Source organism: Mesorhizobium sp. M0029, from assembly GCF_040323735.1.
Taxonomy (GTDB): Bacteria; Pseudomonadota; Alphaproteobacteria; order Rhizobiales; family Rhizobiaceae; genus Mesorhizobium.
The window spans coordinates 104,578-119,234 of the sequence record NZ_JAMYVF010000011.1; the positions used below are offsets into that span (position 1 = coordinate 104,578).

General features: G+C 62.6%; 17 protein-coding genes, 3 tRNA genes and 2 pseudogenes. 11 read left to right on the forward strand and 11 right to left on the reverse strand.

Annotation, left to right across the window (positions count from 1 at the left end; translation table 11 throughout):
• Nucleotides 1–119: 119 nt before the first annotated feature.
• From NKJ76_RS19160 to NKJ76_RS19180, 5 genes and pseudogenes are all read left to right on the forward strand, one after another.
• A pseudogene (locus NKJ76_RS19160) lies at nt 120–676 on the forward strand (CDP-alcohol phosphatidyltransferase family protein).
• Entirely contained in the window at nt 648–1,841 is a 1,194-nt protein-coding gene (locus NKJ76_RS19165) for an AI-2E family transporter (protein WP_023711891.1), read from the forward strand. The pseudogene NKJ76_RS19160 and the gene NKJ76_RS19165 overlap by 29 nt, the downstream one beginning before the upstream one ends.
• A 14-nt stretch (nt 1,842–1,855) precedes the next feature.
• Nucleotides 1,856–2,548 (forward strand): DnaA regulatory inactivator HdaA, encoded by a 693-nt coding sequence (gene hdaA, locus NKJ76_RS19170; RefSeq protein WP_502902323.1) that lies wholly within the window; start codon nt 1,856–1,858, stop codon nt 2,546–2,548.
• Between the two features lie 318 nt (nt 2,549–2,866).
• A complete protein-coding gene (locus tag NKJ76_RS19175; RefSeq protein WP_352538113.1) occupies nt 2,867–3,124 on the forward strand; it encodes a type II toxin-antitoxin system Phd/YefM family antitoxin in 258 nt (85 codons plus the stop codon).
• The gene (locus NKJ76_RS19180; protein WP_352538114.1) at nt 3,121–3,504 is read left to right on the forward strand and encodes a type II toxin-antitoxin system VapC family toxin; all 384 of its coding nucleotides are present in this window, start codon (nt 3,121–3,123) and stop codon (nt 3,502–3,504) included. Before NKJ76_RS19175 ends, NKJ76_RS19180 begins: the two co-directional genes overlap by 4 nt.
• An 8-nt stretch (nt 3,505–3,512) precedes the next feature.
• Here the strand turns inward: NKJ76_RS19180 and NKJ76_RS19185 are convergent, their stop codons facing one another.
• The 4 genes from NKJ76_RS19185 to NKJ76_RS19200 all read right to left on the reverse strand — a co-directional run bounded on the left by NKJ76_RS19185 (nt 3,513) and on the right by NKJ76_RS19200 (nt 5,957).
• Complete coding sequence (locus NKJ76_RS19185; RefSeq protein WP_352538115.1) at nt 3,513–3,773, reverse strand: hypothetical protein; 261 nt, start codon at nt 3,771–3,773, stop codon at nt 3,513–3,515.
• Between the two features lie 380 nt (nt 3,774–4,153).
• Nucleotides 4,154–4,465, reverse strand: coding sequence for a hypothetical protein (locus NKJ76_RS19190; RefSeq protein ID WP_023689055.1), 312 nt, complete (start codon nt 4,463–4,465; stop codon nt 4,154–4,156).
• A 179-nt stretch (nt 4,466–4,644) separates the two neighbouring features.
• Nucleotides 4,645–4,721 (reverse strand) — tRNA-Pro (locus tag NKJ76_RS19195).
• 51 nt (nt 4,722–4,772) lie between these two features.
• Nucleotides 4,773–5,957: a flavin-containing monooxygenase gene (locus NKJ76_RS19200; protein ID WP_023711887.1), complete on the reverse strand. Its 1,185-nt coding sequence runs from the start codon at nt 5,955–5,957 to the stop codon at nt 4,773–4,775.
• Nucleotides 5,958–6,130: 173 nt separating this feature from the next.
• On the opposite strand from NKJ76_RS19200, the gene NKJ76_RS19205 reads away from it, so the two are divergent.
• From NKJ76_RS19205 to NKJ76_RS19220, 4 genes and pseudogenes are all read left to right on the forward strand, one after another.
• Nucleotides 6,131–6,436, forward strand: a complete 306-nt coding sequence (locus tag NKJ76_RS19205) for an ETC complex I subunit (RefSeq protein WP_023670294.1) — start codon at nt 6,131–6,133, stop codon at nt 6,434–6,436.
• Nucleotides 6,437–6,496: 60 nt separating this feature from the next.
• Nucleotides 6,497–6,573, forward strand: a tRNA-Arg gene (locus tag NKJ76_RS19210).
• A 50-nt stretch (nt 6,574–6,623) separates the two neighbouring features.
• Nucleotides 6,624–6,946, forward strand: a pseudogene (locus NKJ76_RS19215) (HigA family addiction module antitoxin).
• A 35-nt stretch (nt 6,947–6,981) separates the two neighbouring features.
• Nucleotides 6,982–7,040: transfer RNA gene (locus tag NKJ76_RS19220), tRNA-Arg, on the forward strand.
• Between the two features lie 66 nt (nt 7,041–7,106).
• Here the strand turns inward: NKJ76_RS19220 and NKJ76_RS19225 are convergent.
• A complete protein-coding gene (locus NKJ76_RS19225; RefSeq protein ID WP_352538116.1) occupies nt 7,107–7,487 on the reverse strand; it encodes a hypothetical protein in 381 nt (126 codons plus the stop codon).
• A gap of 166 nt (nt 7,488–7,653) precedes the next feature.
• On the opposite strand from NKJ76_RS19225, the gene NKJ76_RS19230 reads away from it, so the two are divergent.
• Both NKJ76_RS19230 and NKJ76_RS19235 read left to right on the forward strand, forming a co-directional pair.
• Nucleotides 7,654–7,989 carry an antibiotic biosynthesis monooxygenase family protein gene (locus NKJ76_RS19230; protein ID WP_352459606.1) on the forward strand — a complete coding sequence of 112 codons (336 nt, stop codon included), beginning with the start codon at nt 7,654–7,656 and terminating at the stop codon, nt 7,987–7,989.
• Nucleotides 7,989–8,879: an alpha/beta fold hydrolase gene (locus NKJ76_RS19235; RefSeq protein WP_502902325.1), complete on the forward strand. Its 891-nt coding sequence runs from the start codon at nt 7,989–7,991 to the stop codon at nt 8,877–8,879. Before NKJ76_RS19230 ends, NKJ76_RS19235 begins: the two co-directional genes overlap by 1 nt.
• Before the next feature lie 45 nt (nt 8,880–8,924).
• Here NKJ76_RS19235 and NKJ76_RS19240 read toward each other — a convergent pair whose 3' ends face one another.
• The 6 genes from NKJ76_RS19240 to NKJ76_RS19265 form a co-directional block, all read right to left on the reverse strand.
• Entirely contained in the window at nt 8,925–9,557 is a 633-nt protein-coding gene (locus tag NKJ76_RS19240) for a LysE family translocator (RefSeq protein WP_352538118.1), read from the reverse strand.
• A gap of 89 nt (nt 9,558–9,646) precedes the next feature.
• A complete protein-coding gene (locus tag NKJ76_RS19245) occupies nt 9,647–10,453 on the reverse strand; it encodes an ABC transporter permease (RefSeq protein ID WP_023743839.1) in 807 nt (268 codons plus the stop codon).
• Complete coding sequence (locus tag NKJ76_RS19250) at nt 10,453–11,286, reverse strand: ABC transporter permease (RefSeq protein WP_352538119.1); 834 nt, start codon at nt 11,284–11,286, stop codon at nt 10,453–10,455. Before NKJ76_RS19250 ends, NKJ76_RS19245 begins: the two co-directional genes overlap by 1 nt.
• 21 nt (nt 11,287–11,307) lie before the next feature.
• A complete protein-coding gene (locus NKJ76_RS19255; RefSeq protein WP_352538120.1) occupies nt 11,308–12,423 on the reverse strand; it encodes an ABC transporter substrate-binding protein in 1,116 nt (371 codons plus the stop codon).
• A gap of 82 nt (nt 12,424–12,505) precedes the next feature.
• Nucleotides 12,506–13,597, reverse strand: a complete 1,092-nt coding sequence (locus tag NKJ76_RS19260; RefSeq protein ID WP_023693915.1) for an ABC transporter ATP-binding protein — start codon at nt 13,595–13,597, stop codon at nt 12,506–12,508.
• 103 nt (nt 13,598–13,700) lie between these two features.
• The gene (locus tag NKJ76_RS19265) at nt 13,701–14,597 is read right to left on the reverse strand and encodes a LysR substrate-binding domain-containing protein (protein WP_352538121.1); all 897 of its coding nucleotides are present in this window, start codon (nt 14,595–14,597) and stop codon (nt 13,701–13,703) included.
• Between the last annotated feature and the right edge of the window lie 60 nt (nt 14,598–14,657).

Below are 14,657 nucleotides of genomic sequence, written 5' to 3' on the forward strand. Positions count from 1 at the left end.
AGGATACCGGGCTTTTGCCCAAGATAAATACGTGGACAGTCGCCCCTTCACCGCTGGTCCTTGCACCCACAATCCAACTCCATCATCTATCTGCAGAATAAGCATGGCGGGACATGCCTTTGACCATTCCCAACCTCATCACCATCCTGCGCTTCGTGCTGGTTCCGGCCGTCGTACTGGCGATGCTGAACATGCGCTGGGACTGGGCCTTTGCCGGCTTTCTCGTTGCAGGCATTTCCGATGGCGTCGACGGCTTCATCGCCCGCCGCTTCAACCAGCAATCGAGACTAGGCGCCTATCTCGATCCGATGGCCGACAAGGTGCTTCTGGTCTCGGTGTTCGTGGTCATGGGCTTCATCGGGAAATTGCCGCTGTGGCTGGTGGTGACCATGGTGTCACGCGATGCGCTGATCATCTGCGCCGTGCTTTTGTCCACGGTCATGGCGCATCCGGTCGAGATGAAGCCGCTCTATGTGTCGAAGGCCAACACCGCCGCCCAGATCGTGCTGGCGCCGTGGTGCTGGGCGAACTTGCCCTTGGCCTCCACCTCGACCCGCTCAGGCCTGCGCTCATATTGCTGTCCGGGGTCTTGACCGTGGCTTCGGCCGCGGCCTATCTCGTGGCTTGGCTGAGGCATATGAGCGGCTATGGCGAAGGCTCCACCCCGGGTAGTTGACAAGAATGCCGCGACTGCCGCGTTAGCAGACGCGGCTGCGTCCCTGGCGTTTCGCCGCCAGATTTTCTTCTGGCTGGGCACGGCAATCTTCCTGGCGCTGTTCCTCTACATTTTTTCCAGCATCCTGTTGCCGTTCGTTGCCGGCATGGTGCTGGCCTATTTTCTCGACCCGGTCGCCGACCGGCTGCAACGCCTCGGCCTCTCCCGGCTGATGGCGACGGTGGTCATCCTGATTGCCTTCATCGTTCTTTTGGTGCTGGCCTTCGTCATCCTGGTTCCGGTACTGGCCACGCAGATGGCCGATTTCGCCAGCAAGCTGCCGGAATATCTGACCCGGCTGCAGTCGCTGATCACCAGCTTCGATCCGAAATGGCTGGAGCAGAAATTCGGCGTCAATGCCAATGGCCTGCGCGACGGGCTGAATTCGCTGCTCACTTCCGGTTTCGGCTTGCTGAGCACCGTCTTCACCTCGATCTGGAGTTCCGGCGTTGCTCTGGTGTCGGTGGTCAGCCTGTTCGTGGTCACTCCGGTTGTCGCTTTCTACATGCTGCTCGACTGGGATCGCATGGTGGCGGTCGTCGACAGCTGGGTGCCGCGCGATTATGTCGGGACGGTCAGGGCGATCTCCAGGGACATCAACACCGCGACCGCCGGCTTCGTGCGCGGCCAGGGCACGCTGTGCCTGGTGCTCGGTGGCATGTATGCCACTGGCCTGACGCTGACCGGGCTGAATTTCGCCATCCTGATCGGCCTCTTCGCCGGGCTGATCTCCTTCATTCCCTATGTCGGCTCGCTGACCGGGCTGGTGCTGGCCGTCGGCGTCGCCTTCGTCCAGTTCTGGCCGGACTGGACCATGATCGTTGCTGTCGCGGTGGTCTTCTTCATCGGCCAGTTCATCGAGGGCAACATCCTCCAGCCGAGGCTGGTCGGAAAAAGCGTCGGCCTGCACCCGGTCTGGCTGATGTTTGCGCTGTTCGCTTTCGGCGCCCTGTTCGGCTTCGTCGGCCTTTTGATCGCCGTTCCTGCTTCGGCGGCGGTTGCCGTGCTGGTGCGGTTTGCCATTGCCCGCTATCTCGAATCGCCTCTCTACAAGGGACACTCCACCGAGCCCGTCCCGCCGCTGCCCGCCGCTCGCGGCGGGGGCCACCGGTCGCCGCGCGGCTGAACGTGACGGATCATATGACCGAACCGCCGCGCCAGCTGCCGCTCGACCTTGGCCACGGCACCGGCTACTCGCGCGACGAACTGGTGGTGTCGGCCACCAACCGCGAGGCGGCAGCCCTTGTCGACCGCTGGCCGGACTGGCCGTCGCCGGTAATCGTGCTCGCCGGCCCGGCCGGTTCCGGCAAGACACATCTGGGTTCGATCTGGCAGGCGCGGGCCAACGCTGTGGCGGTCGATACCCAGCGCATCGGCAATGCCATCACCGGGCTTGGCGGCCGGCCGGCGCTGATCGACGATGTCGACAAGACAGCCATCGACGAGGCGGGCCTGTTCCATCTCATCAATGAAGTGCGCGGCGCCGGGGCCACCTTGCTGTTGACGGCGCGGCGCTTCCCCGCCGCCTGGAGGGTGACGTTGCCCGATCTCGCCTCGCGGCTGAAGGCGGCGGCAACGGTCGAGATCCATGAGCCGGACGATTTGCTTCTGGCTGGTGTCATCACCAAACTCTTCGCCGACCGCCAGGTCGAGGTCGAGCCGCATGTCGTGCAATATCTGGTGCGCCGCATCGAGCGCTCACTGGCCACCGCCATGCGCGTGGTCGAACGCCTCGACCGCACCGCGCTCGAGCGCAAGACGCCGATCACCAGGGCGCTCGCCGCCGAAACCGTCAGCGCATTGGACGAAGGGCAGGGCGAGTTCGAGGTGTAGGCAGTGGAAGGAGAAGACTCCGCTCCTGTCCCATTTCGAGAAGAAACCTCTGGCATCCATCTTGCAACACTGCGTTTGCCGGCTGACCCCGGTCCTGATCGCGTTCCTGATCGGGTTGTAGGCTCGCCGGGAGTGATGATTGGGGTTCTCGCCCGGCGAGCTTACCTTCAGATAGAATCGCCGCAAGCCCGATTGCGCGCCAGCTGTCATTCAGATTTCACCGAGTCGCAAGATCTTCATCGTCCTGCATTGAAATGGACCATTAGATGGTCTACTTCTTGAATATGGACCAGAGCACGGTCCATAAAGGAGTGGTCAATGCAGGTATCCGTTACAGACGCCAAGGGGCAGCTCACCGAACTGGTCCGTCGTGCCGAGGCGGGTGATGAAGTTATCCTGACCCGTCATGGTCATGCAGCCGTGCGCCTTGTTCCCGTGAAGGCTGTCCCTGACAGGAAAAGCCGCCGGGCATTACTGGAGGCAATGCGAGCATCCGGCGCTGCCAAGGCAAAGGCCGGGCCGGATGCCGCGCCGAGCCAGGACTTCCTCTATGGCGACGATGGCCTGCCCGAATGATCGTGGTCGATACCTCGGCCCTGATGGCGATCGTTCTTGCCGAACCTCAATCCAGTGCCTGCATAGCGGCGCTGGAAGCCGAAGACGATATTTTGATCTCGGCTGGCACAGTGGCCGAGGCGCTGATCGTGGCGGACAGGCGCAATGTCGGTGAGGAAATGGCCGGCCTGATCGGCGGGCTCGGCTTCGAGGTCACGGCGGTGACACCAGCCTCTGGCCGGCGCATAGCCGAGGCGTATGGGCGATGGGGCAAGGGTATTCATCCGGCCGGGCTCAATTTCGGCGATTGCTTTGCCTATGAAGTGGCAAAGGATCGAGCCTGCCGCTTGCTCTATGTTGGCGACGATTTTTCGAAGACCGATATCGAGAGCGCTCTATAGAGCTACGTTTATGCCCACAACGCCGCCAGATACCGGACCAGCAGATAGACCACCGTATGCGCTGCCACGTAGCACGCGGCAACGACGACAAAGAACAGCACGCTGGCGGGCCACGAGCGGGGAGGGCCTTGCCTCTTGCTCGGCCGGTTGTTCCAGATCCACAGGGCCGCACAGATAATGGCCCAGACGACGACGAACCGAACCGTGATGCCGATGTAAGCGAAGTAGGCAGGGCCAATCAGCGAAAGCCATGCCTCGAGACCAAGCATCCAGAATCTCCCCTTGCCCGGAGTCTAATGCATGTCGCTCAAAAGTGGTCCCGGTTTTGAGGGAACGACATGCATCAAAACAAAAATCAAAGCGCGTCGCCTGGATACGTTTCAGCGCGACGCGCTTTTAGACCGGCGATAGTGGTGGAAGCGAGGGGATTATCCCTGCGTCGATTTTCAGCCAAACCCGCCGAAGGGATGCTGTTCGATGACACGGGCGCCTGATGCATGTCGCTCAAGTGGCCCCGGTTTTGAGAGAACCGCATGCATCAAACAAGACCTCAAGCGCGTCGCGTGAGTCCGTTCAAATGAGACGCGCTTTAGGTCAGATTGGTGCTCCGGTCGCCAAACTCGGCCGTAGCAGGTCTAAAGCGATCGGATCAGCCGCAGACCCTGACCTCTTCGACGACCCTGTGGTGATGGCGCCAGTGCCTGACCAGTTCGATATGGCAGCGGTGATGGCGATGGTGGCGCCGCCATTGGCCATCCTGGTTGTCGCTGTAGTCGTCGCCATAGTCGTCGCTATAGTCTTTGTGGCGCTGGTGATGGCGAAGAATCTGTATATCGCCATCGTCGGACGAATATTGATCGTCGTCATCGGACTGGATAGTCAGACTGGCGGCTTGCGCCGGTGCGATCAAAGCCGCCGTTCCGGCGAACGCGATCATCGAGGCGATGAGAAGGGTTTTCATTGTTTGCTCCTTGGGTTGAACATACACAACTCTCGGAGCGAACTGGTGTTCCAATGTAGGGTCCGATCGGCGAGCGGCTGCTGCTTGGCAATGTGTGCCGCCAGGCGCAACCGGCGAGGCAGCCATTGGCGACCTTGGGAGGTGATACCTTGGGCAAGGACTGGCTTTGTGGGAAAAAATGGTCGGAGTGGAGAGATTCGAACTCCCGACCCTCTGGTCCCAAACCAGATGCGCTACCAGGCTGCGCTACACTCCGAGGCCCTGCGGCGTATACGGTTCCGGACCCTGTCGCGCAACCCCTAAAACATCAAACGGGGCTTGGCGGTCTGCGCTCCCGCGCAATCCTGGCTGCGATCGCCTTGGCCTGGATGCGAGCATTGGCGAAGCAGCCACGGATGCTTGGCCGCATGCCGGTGAACCACAGGCCCGGCAGTTTCGGGTCGCTGTCGGCGCCGTTGAACAGCGGCACGCCCTTTTGGTCGAGCACGCCGAGCTTGCCCAGCATGGCCTCGAGCCCGGTGCGGTAGCCGGTCGCGGCGATGACGATATCGGGCTGGATCGTCGCGCCATCGTCGAAAACGACCGTGTCGCCGGTAAATTCCCGCACGGTTGGCAGCACGATGATCCTGCGGTCCTTGATGGCATCGACGGCGCCGTCATCGGTGGCGATGGCGGTATAATCCGACGCCAGCCGGCTTGCGCCGCCCGAAGGCGTCGGCGGCAGGCCGTAGGCCGTGAGGTCGCCGAAGGCCCACCGCTGCGTCGCCGCCATCACCGCATCGGCGAGCTTGAACGGCAGCCGCGCCAGGATCGGCGAAAACCGGTGGACGGCGATCTGGCCGAGGCGCTTGGGCAGCAGTGCCGGACCGTTGCGCGCCGACAGCCAGATCTGTCCGGTGCCGGCTGCCGCCAGGTGATTGAGCACGTCGAAGCCGGAATTGCCGGCGCCGACGACCAGCACTTTCTTGCCCGCATAGGCCTTGGCGTCGCCGAATGCGGCCGAATGGATGATGCGTCCGGCAAAGGCCTTCATGCCTTTCCAGGCCGGAATGAAGGGCTGCCGGTCGCGCCCGGTGGCGATGACGACATGGCGCGCCAGCCGCGGCCCGGCACTGGTCCGCACAAGCCAGTGGTCGCCCTCGAAGCCTATCTCCTCGACCGCAATGCCGAACTCGACCGGCAGCCGGTGCATGGCGTGGAATTCGTTCAAATGGCCGATTATGGTGTTTCGGTGCGGAAAGGCAGGGGTGCCGGCAGGAAAGGAAACGCCCGGCAGCGCCGAAAGGTCGCGATGCGTGTTGAGATGCAGTCGCTCGTGCCGCCCGTGCCATGGCTCGGCCAGCCGGGCTTCCTTTTCCAACACCATCACAGGCACGCCGGTCTTGAGCAGCGCATGGGCTGCGGTCAAGCCGGCTGCCCCGGCGCCGATCACGATCGCGCCGTCGAAAATCGCTTGGCTGTCGGCCTCGGCGTGCAAAATCCCTGCGTCCATGCCTCTTTGTGTCGCCATCATGACCATGACTTTTGATGCTACGCCAGTGTATCGGGCCGATGCCGCTGCCGAAGCGGCCTGGTTGCAGGCCGCTTCGGCCTTGCCGTCGGCAGTGTTGCACAGTATTGACTGAAATAAGGCGGCGCTACCGCCAACGCAGCTACGAGGTGCCCATGTCCGCGCGAATTTTCAGCCCAGCCAAAACCGCGATGCAGTCCGGCAAGGCCAAGACCGGCCATTGGGTGCTGGAATTCGATCCCGCCCAACGCAAGAAGATCGACCCGCTGATGGGCTACACCACATCGGGCGACATGCTGAGCCAGATCAGGCTGACCTTCGACACCAGGGAAGAAGCGGTGGCCTATGCCGAAAAGCAGGGGCTGGCCTTCCGTGTCGAGGAGCCGAAAGAGACCAAGCGCCGGCAGATTTCCTATGCGGAAAATTTCCGCTATGACCGCAGGATACCCTGGACGCATTGACCGGCGGTCAGCGCCTGGCACATAGACACCAGCCGGCCAAGATATCAAATGCCGGCCAGCGGTCCCGTAGCTCAGCTGGATAGAGCACCGGCCTTCTAAGCCGATGGTCACAGGTTCGAATCCTGTCGGGATCGCCAATTTTGCCGGGTCCATTCCGGACACATAGGTTACGGTTTGTACCTGGCATATGGGTAGCACTCTGAAGGTGTACGAACGAAACAGAACGACCGAGCGCTGCCCTTCCCATCCTGGCGCGTTGCTCGACGACATCGTTCCCGCCACCGGCAAGACCAAGGTGGAAATCGCCAATCTGCTCTGAATCTCGCGCCCAGCAGCTCTACGATATCATCCGTGAGAAGAAGCCGGTATCGCCTGCCGTGGCCGCCCGCCCTTGGCAAGATGTTCGGCGATGTTGCCGCGATCTGGCTCAGGATGCAGGCCGCGTATGATGCCTGGCATGCGGAGCGCGAAGTTGACGTTAGCGCCATCCCGACCCTGCATGCTGCCTGAAGGTAGGGCGCGTTCGCTGACGGCAGCGGTCCCGTAGCTCCGCCGGATAGAGCACCGGCCTTCTAAGCCGATGGTCACAGGTTCGAATCCTGCCAATAGTTTCAATACGTTAGGTGAGGCGTCGCGGCGCCGGAGACTGAAGGTGGTCCTTGTTAGCCATCTACCGGTAAAGTTTCGGGTATTTGGCCCTCTCGCTTTGGCAACTTGCCGATCTCTGGGCCGCCATTGCGAAAGCCCTGTCATAGGTATGGATGGCCATGTTGAACTTTCGGGGGTCTGGGGTCAGGTGTTTGTCCCGCCCATCATACAAAAGGACCGGGACGGCGAAAATTGCTTTTCCGTCTTCCGTTGGCCTCAACGCCGGACATCTTTGCCTTACGCCAACGAGGTCACCGGCCATTCTGGCGGCCAAATTTAACCTTGCATCGGACATCCGAGCCAGGAAGTTGATGTTTTGCTGTTCCCCTTGTCCGGCCGAGGCAGCCGACAATGCGAAGAAAATTCCTGCGGTGAATACAGCGAAAGCTAGACGTAGTTTCATTGTGCCCTCCCAAGTTGAGCACAAGAGAGCACGTTTGGGCTTGACAGGATAGCCGCGTGTCCAGTGCAAGTTACTGTACGGAACCTTTGCCATACGTCGACTATCAGCCAGTTGTGCGGCCAGTCAGGATAGTCGGAACGCGGCGCGCCTTCGGGTGTTATAGGAGATGGCACCGAAGACGCCCACCATTGCGCGCATCTGGCGCGGCAGGACCTTGCCCGACAAGGCCGATGCCTATGAGCGCTACAATTACGAGGCCGGCATCAAGCCGCTGATCGAGAAAGCGCTTGGCGTGCAGACTTTTCGCGAGGACACGCCGACGCATTCGGAATTCGTCACCATCTCCTATTGGGAGAGCGTCGAGGCGATGGCCGCCTTTACCGGCGGCGATCCGCAAAGCATCCACCATCTCGACCGCGACAAGGAGTTCCTGATCGAATTGCCGAAGGGTGTCCAGGTGTTGCGCATCCTTTCCAGCCACGGAATGGTTGGGGGCAGCTGATGTTTGCGGGCTTTGACGCCAGGACCGTTCAAATGGAGGAGACATCGATCTTCGTCAGGGCCGTTGGCTCAGGGCCGCCGCTGCTGCTCCTGCATGGCTTTCCCGAAACGCATGTGATGTGGCGCGACATAGCGCTGGCCCTGGCCTCGCACTTCAGCGTGGTTGCCGCCGATCTCAGGGGCTACGGACAAAGCGGCTGTCCGGCTTCCGGAGCCAATCATGCCGCCTATTCCAAACGAGCGATGGCGCGCGACATGGTGCAGGTTATGGACGTTCTCGGCTTCGACCGCTTCACGGTTGCCGGCCATGACCGTGGCGGCCGCGTCGCCTACCGGCTGGCGCTCGACCATCCCGAAACCGTGTCGAAAGTCGCCGTTCTCGACATCGTCCCCACGGCCTCCGCCTGGGATCGGGCCGATGCCAGGTTGGCGCTGGCCTTCTGGCCGTGGAGCCTGCTCGCCCAGCCGGAACCGCTGCCTGAGCGCCTGTTGTCCGCAGCACCCGACGCAGTTGTCGACAATGCGATCGCCGGCTGGGGCTCGGCTCCAGATGCTTTTCCCGCTGAGGTCAGGGCCGCCTATATCGAGGCGCTGCGTGATCCCGCCCATGTCCACGCCATCTGCGAGGAATATCGCGCCGCCGCAGGCATCGACCGCGAGCACGACGCGCAGGACCAGGCTGATGGCTGTCGCATCAGATGCCCGCTGCTTGCGCTCTGGAGCGGCGAGGGCGGGTTGGAGAACTGGTATGCGGAGGAGGGCGGCCCGTTGGCGATCTGGCGGCAATGGGCTGATAACGTCAAAGGCGGCTCGGTCAAGGGTGGGCATTTCTTCCCGGAAGAGCACCCCGAAGACACGGCTGCAAGGCTGTCGAGATTCTTCGCAAGCTGACGGCGGACCGATTGCTAAATCCGGCCCTGTGTAGTCCTGTGTCGACTATCTCAGATGCCCGAGGGACTGCAGGATCAAAGTGCTCGAAAGACCAAGCAGGGCGATACCGTAAAACCGGTCGATCCACACGGCGTTTGGCCCAGCCAGAAGCGTTGCAGCCCGCGCGCCAAGGGCTGCGTAAAACGTCAGCACAAACACATCGGCAAGCGCGGCGATAATGGCCAGGATGCCATACTGGATCGCGATCGGCTCATCCACGCGGACAAAATGCGGCAGGATCGCGGGGAAAAGCAGCCAGGCCGCCGGATTTGTGACCGCCACCAAGAAACAGCGCCCAATGAGTGCCTTGGCTGAATGGCGTGTTTCGGGAAGGTTAGCGTTGAACGAAGGTCGGGATGCGGTGCGCAGGGTACCGATGGCGACGAAAAGCAGATAGCCCGCGCCGAACATCCTGAGAGCCGAGAGATAGAATTCCGAAGCCAGCAAAAGAGCGCCGAAGCCCAGCGCGACGATGCTGATAAGAACGAAATCAGACAGTACGACGCCGGCCATGCCGAGAAACGCGCGTCGAAAACCGTAGCGGGAGCCGTTGGTGATGGCGAGCACGACGTCCGGTCCCGGAACCGCCATTCCGAGCACCGACACGAAGGCAAATGTCACCAGCGGCAGGTTTCCCATGACGCCGCGTAATGTACCCGGCGCTCACCGTCCGTAACGCCCTTCACACAGCGGCTTGGCTATCGCCGATTGTTGTTGGCCACCTTGGCTCAGTGCCCGCCGCGCATCTTCACCACCACAGTCCGCACCGCCAGCACCAGCACGGTGATGATGATCAGGATCACCGAGAGCGCGGCGATCGCCGGGTCGATGTTGTCGCGCAGGCCCATCCACATCAGCCGCGGCAGCGTGATGGCGTTGACCGAGGTGATGAACAGGGTGACGCCGATCTCTTCCCAGGACAGCACGAAGGACAGCAGCGCGGCGGTGACGATGCCGAACCTGATGTTGGGCATGATGATGCGCGTGGCGCGTTCCCACACGCCGGCGCCAAGGCCGCGCGCGGCAAGGTCGATGCGGCGGTCGAGCTGGCTGAGCGCGACCAGGATCAGCACCGTGGCGAAAGGCACCGTCATCACCGAATGCGCCATGGCGACGCCGAGCCAGGTGTCGTAGCCGAAGAACGAGCTCATGCCCGAGATCGACGTCAGCAGGAAGTAGAGCGTGATCGCCGAGACCACCGGCGGCACCACCATCGGCAACAGCACGAAGCCGACAAGGGCGGCGGTAAATCGCGGCTGGAACATCCAGGCGCCAAGGCTGAAGCACAGCGCCAGCACGGTGGAGATGACGCTGCTGACGATGCCGATGCGGATCGACAGCAGGATGGCGTCGAACCAGCGCGGATCCTCGATCAGCGCGCGGTAGTGGCGCAGCGACAGTTCGCCCGTCGGCATAGCCAGCATGCGGCTTGGCGTCAGCGACACCGGGATGACCGCCAGCAGCGGCAGCAGCAGGAACAGTGCCACCAGCACGGCGAGGATCAGCGAGACGGGACCGGGGCGATAGGTCGGCATCAGATCAGTTGCTTCGGTCTGACATAGCGGAACAGCAGCGCCATGAGCGCGCCGACGAACAGCACCAGCACGACGCTGATCGCCGCGCCCAGTCCCCAATCGGGACTCTGGAAGATGCGCAGATAGATCAGCTCGGCGATCATCACGCTGCGGCCGCCGCCGAGGATCGCCGGCGTGACGAAGAAGCCGAGCGAGAAGACGAACACGATCATCGCCGAACCGATGATGCCGGAGCGCGTCATCGGCACGAACACGGTCCAGAAGGTGCGCATACGGCTGGAGCCGAGCCCGCGCGCCGCGAGCAGCACGCGCTCGTCGAGGCTGCGCATGGCGGAGGCCAGCGGGAACACCGCGAAGGGAATGAGGAAATGCGTCATGCCGACGATGACGCCGAACTCGTTGCGCACCAGCGCCAGCGGCTCGGAGATGAAGCCGATCGATTGCAGCCAGGTGTTGATCAGGCCGCGGTTGGACAAAAGCGCCACCCAGCCGAAGGCGCGGGTCAGCACCGAGATCCAGAAGGGGACGAGAATGCAGAATTCAGCGATTATGCGCTGTGCCGGGCTGCCGCGCACCCACACCATGGTGATGGCGTATGCCGCCGCCACGGAAACCACGGTGACGATCAGCGCGATGCGCAGCGTGCGGATGAACACAGACCGCACCAGGGCATCGGTGGCGAGCGCGCCATACTGACCGAGCCCCGGTGTCGGCAAGGTGACGCTCCACTTGACGACGCCGAGGAACGGCCAGGCGTAGGCCAGCACAAGGAACAGGAGCAGCGGCGCCATCAGCACCGCCGCGCCCATCCTGTCGGAGAGGGTGCCTCTCATCGAAGCTCGTGCCCGGCCTGGTCAGGCCGAGATGATCTTGGTGTATTCGTCGAGTGCTGCCCCGTAATTCTTGGCGTACCAATCCATGTCGAGCGCGATCTGCTTCTTCATGTTTTCGGGATCGACCGGGTTGATGCGCTTCTTGTCGGCGGGGATCAGCGCGTCGGCGGCCGGATTGGCCGGACCTTGTCCAAGCTTGTCGAACATCACCAGTTGCTTCTCCGGATCCTGGGCGCTGGCGATGAACTTCATCGCTGCGTCCTTGCCGCCGGGGTTGCCCTTGAGCACTGCCAGCGCGCCGGGCGAGATCAGGCCCTGATCCCAGATGAACTTGATCTTGCCGCCGGAATCCTGCTCGATCAGCGAGGCGCGGGTCGACCAGACGATCGCCATCGAGGCTTCGCCGTTGAGCAGCACGCTCTGGCTCTCGGCGCCGCCGCCCCAGTAAGCCACGACGTTTTCCTTGAAAGCGGCGATCTTGTCATGCGCTCGCTTCAGGTCGAGCGGGTAGAGCGATGCCGGCGCGATGCCGTCTGCAAGCAGCGCTGCTTCCCAGCTCGACACGCCCCATTTGTAGAGCGAGCGCTTGCCCGGAAACTTCTTCACGTCGAAGAAGTCGGCCATGCCGGTCGGCGCGTCCTTGCCGTATTTCTCGGAATCATAGGCGATGACATAGGAGAAGAAATAGGTCGACGCCGCGTATTCCCAGCCGAACCCCTCGCGCATCTTCTTCTTGTCGACGATGGCGTAGTCGATCGGCTCGAGCGCACCCTGCGCGCCGAGCGTGATGGCCGAGAACGGGTCGACGTCGACAAGGTCCCAGGTCGGCGCGCCGCTCTTGAACTGTGCGGCAATCGCGCCTTCGGTCGGGCCCGAACCGTCCATCTTGACGGTGATGCCGGTTTCCTTGGTGAAGGCCTGGCCGTAGGCGGCGTCATAAGCGGTAAGGGCATCGCCACCCCAGTTGACCAGCACCAGCTCCTTGGCCTGCGCAAAGGCACCGGTCGAGCGCAGCAGCATCGGTGTGCCGGCCAGCACGAGGGCTGCAAGCTGGGTGAATTGCCGGCGCGAAATCTCGCCGCGCACAGCCCGGGCGGTCAGCCCGTCCATGGCTTGTTTTTTGCTTTGGTTTGTCATTTTAGTTCCCCTTTTTCGTTTTGGTTCCGGTGGTTATGGCGCGCTCCAGATTCTTTGCTGGAAGACTTCGCCGTTCTCGTCGTCATCCTCCGTCCGGAAGGAGGAAACCCTTTTCCGCCGGCCATGTCAGCCAGACGGAATTGCCTTTGCTGAGTGCAGCCGCCGCGACCTCGTTCGGCACCGAGACGGTCACCTTGGCGCCCTGGCGTGTCGTCAGATCGAGTTTGGTCGCCGCACCCAGATAGGTCGAGCCGATGGCGGTGGCGGCAATGCCGTTCTCGCCGGCGGCGGCTTCGCGCGTGATCGACATATGTTCGGGCCGGATCGCCAATATGGCATCGCCACGGACTTTCTCGGCCTTGCAGAGCATGTTGACCGCGCGGTCCTCGCAGAGGCCTGTCGAGCCATTGTCGGCGGGCTTGACCCCCTTCAACGGCAGCATGTTGATCTCGCCAAGGAACTCGGCGACGAAGCGGTTGTCCGGCCGGTCGTAGACCTCGTCCGGCGCTCCGACCTGCAGCAATTTTCCGTGGTTGAAGATGGCGACGCGCGACGACAGCGCCAGCGCCTCGCTCTGGTCGTGGGTGACGAAGACGAAGGTGGTGCCGGTCTCCTGATGCAGCCGCTTCATCTCGGCCTGCATCTGGCCGCGCAGGCTCTTGTCGAGCGCCGAGAACGGCTCGTCGAGGAGCAGCACGCCGGGTTCGAACACCAAAGCGCGGGCCAACGCCACGCGCTGCTGCTGGCCGCCGGAAAGCTGCGCCGGCAGTTTCGTCTCATGGCCCTTGAGGCCGACGCGCTCGATCATCTCGGCAACGCGGCGCTTGATCTCGGAGGCCGATTTCTTGCGTACCTTGAGCGGGAAAGCGATGTTGGCCTCGACCGACATATGCGGAAACAGCGCATAGCCTTGGAACACCATGCCGGCGGCGCGCTGCTCTGCCGGCCGATCGGTGATGTCGAAACCGTCGCTGAAAAGCTTGCCGGCGGTCGGTTGCACGAAGCCTGCCAGGATCATCAGGAAGGTGGTCTTGCCCGAGCCGGAGGGGCCGAGCAGCGTCAAAAACTCGCCACGGCCGATATTGAGCGTCAGGTCGTCCAGCGCCCGGAACGAGCCGAAGCTCTTGCCGATCCCGATTGCCTTGATCTCTGCGGCCCGGCCGGGTTGCTGCATCCTGCCTCTTCCTTGGTCGTGGCTTGAGCGTAGGGCAGGGCCCCGGCTCACCGCAACCGAATAGTTTTCGCCTGATCGGCAAATTTGATTCACGGATGGGAGGCTAGTACGGGCTGATCCGGTTCTCCGACAGCTTCGACCTCAACCACCCATTGAACGCTTCCAGCACCGGGTGGCTGGCCTTGGCATGTTCCGACACCAGGAAATACGAGCGCGGCGAGGGGATCGCGATGTCGAAGGGGCGCACCAGACGGCCTTCGCTCAGCGCCCGGCGGCTGGTCAGCTCGTCGCCCATGGCGATGCCCTGGCCGGCGATCGCCGCGGAAAAAACGAGGTTCATGTCCGAGAAGAAGATGCCGCCTTCGGTGTCGGGGTTTTCCACCTTGGACAGCGCCAGCCAGCGCGCCCAGTCCTCGGTGTCGCCGAGATGCAGGAGATTGGCGCGCAGCACATCGGCCGGTTTTGAAAAGCCGCCGACCTTGTTGAGCAGTGTCGGGCTGCAAAGTGGCGTGAACGAGATTTCGCACAGCAACTCCACCGAGCGGTTCGGCCAGTTGCCCACGCCGAAGGCAATGAAGGCATCGGCGTCCGGATTGCTGACATCGTCCAGCCGCCGCGGTGTCAGGATCGACAGCGCCACATCCGGATACATCTGCCGGAACTCGCCGATGTGGGTGCATAAAAACAGAGAGGCGAAGCCCGGCGTGCAGGAAACGGCGAACGAACCGCCGACGCCGGTGCCGGCCTGGCGCGTTACCGCATCGCCAAGCACGGTCAGCGCCTTCCTCACATCGGCGGCATAGCGCTGGCCGCGCGGTGTCAGCGCCACGCCCTTGCCGATGCGCTCCAGCAGGTCGAAGCCGAGGTCGCGTTCGAGGAGCCGCAACTGATGGCTGACGGCGCTGCGGGTGAGGTGCAGTTCGTCGGCGGCGCGCCAGACGCTGCCGTGACGGTCAAAACTGTCGAGGGCGCGCAGCGCCTGTGTGGAAGGTATTCGCAAGAGGCCTCAGGTGAACCGAATTTGCATGAACCGGAAAAACATATCACTTTTTGCAATGCC

Excerpts from the sequence above, each read along its gene's own strand:
- NKJ76_RS19240 (WP_352538118.1), bottom strand. The coding sequence starts at position 9,557 with ATGGGAAACCTGCCGCTGGTGACATTTGCCTTCGTGTCGGTGCTCGGA.
- NKJ76_RS19250 (WP_352538119.1), bottom strand. The coding sequence starts at position 11,286 with ATGAGAGGCACCCTCTCCGACAGGATGGGCGCGGCGGTGCTGATGGCG.
- NKJ76_RS19180 (WP_352538114.1), top strand. The coding sequence starts at position 3,121 with ATGATCGTGGTCGATACCTCGGCCCTGATGGCGATCGTTCTTGCCGAA.
- hdaA (WP_502902323.1), top strand. The coding sequence starts at position 1,856 with ATGACCGAACCGCCGCGCCAGCTGCCGCTCGACCTTGGCCACGGCACC.
- NKJ76_RS19255 (WP_352538120.1), bottom strand. The coding sequence starts at position 12,423 with ATGACAAACCAAAGCAAAAAACAAGCCATGGACGGGCTGACCGCCCGG.
- NKJ76_RS19245 (WP_023743839.1), bottom strand. The coding sequence starts at position 10,453 with ATGCCGACCTATCGCCCCGGTCCCGTCTCGCTGATCCTCGCCGTGCTG.
- NKJ76_RS19230 (WP_352459606.1), top strand. The coding sequence starts at position 7,654 with ATGGCACCGAAGACGCCCACCATTGCGCGCATCTGGCGCGGCAGGACC.
- NKJ76_RS19190 (WP_023689055.1), bottom strand. The coding sequence starts at position 4,465 with ATGAAAACCCTTCTCATCGCCTCGATGATCGCGTTCGCCGGAACGGCG.
- NKJ76_RS19260 (WP_023693915.1), bottom strand. The coding sequence starts at position 13,597 with ATGCAGCAACCCGGCCGGGCCGCAGAGATCAAGGCAATCGGGATCGGC.
- NKJ76_RS19175 (WP_352538113.1), top strand. The coding sequence starts at position 2,867 with ATGCAGGTATCCGTTACAGACGCCAAGGGGCAGCTCACCGAACTGGTC.
- NKJ76_RS19225 (WP_352538116.1), bottom strand. The coding sequence starts at position 7,487 with ATGAAACTACGTCTAGCTTTCGCTGTATTCACCGCAGGAATTTTCTTC.
- NKJ76_RS19185 (WP_352538115.1), bottom strand. The coding sequence starts at position 3,773 with ATGCTTGGTCTCGAGGCATGGCTTTCGCTGATTGGCCCTGCCTACTTC.
- NKJ76_RS19205 (WP_023670294.1), top strand. The coding sequence starts at position 6,131 with ATGTCCGCGCGAATTTTCAGCCCAGCCAAAACCGCGATGCAGTCCGGC.
- NKJ76_RS19235 (WP_502902325.1), top strand. The coding sequence starts at position 7,989 with ATGTTTGCGGGCTTTGACGCCAGGACCGTTCAAATGGAGGAGACATCG.
- NKJ76_RS19200 (WP_023711887.1), bottom strand. The coding sequence starts at position 5,957 with ATGGACGCAGGGATTTTGCACGCCGAGGCCGACAGCCAAGCGATTTTC.
- NKJ76_RS19165 (WP_023711891.1), top strand. The coding sequence starts at position 648 with ATGGCGAAGGCTCCACCCCGGGTAGTTGACAAGAATGCCGCGACTGCC.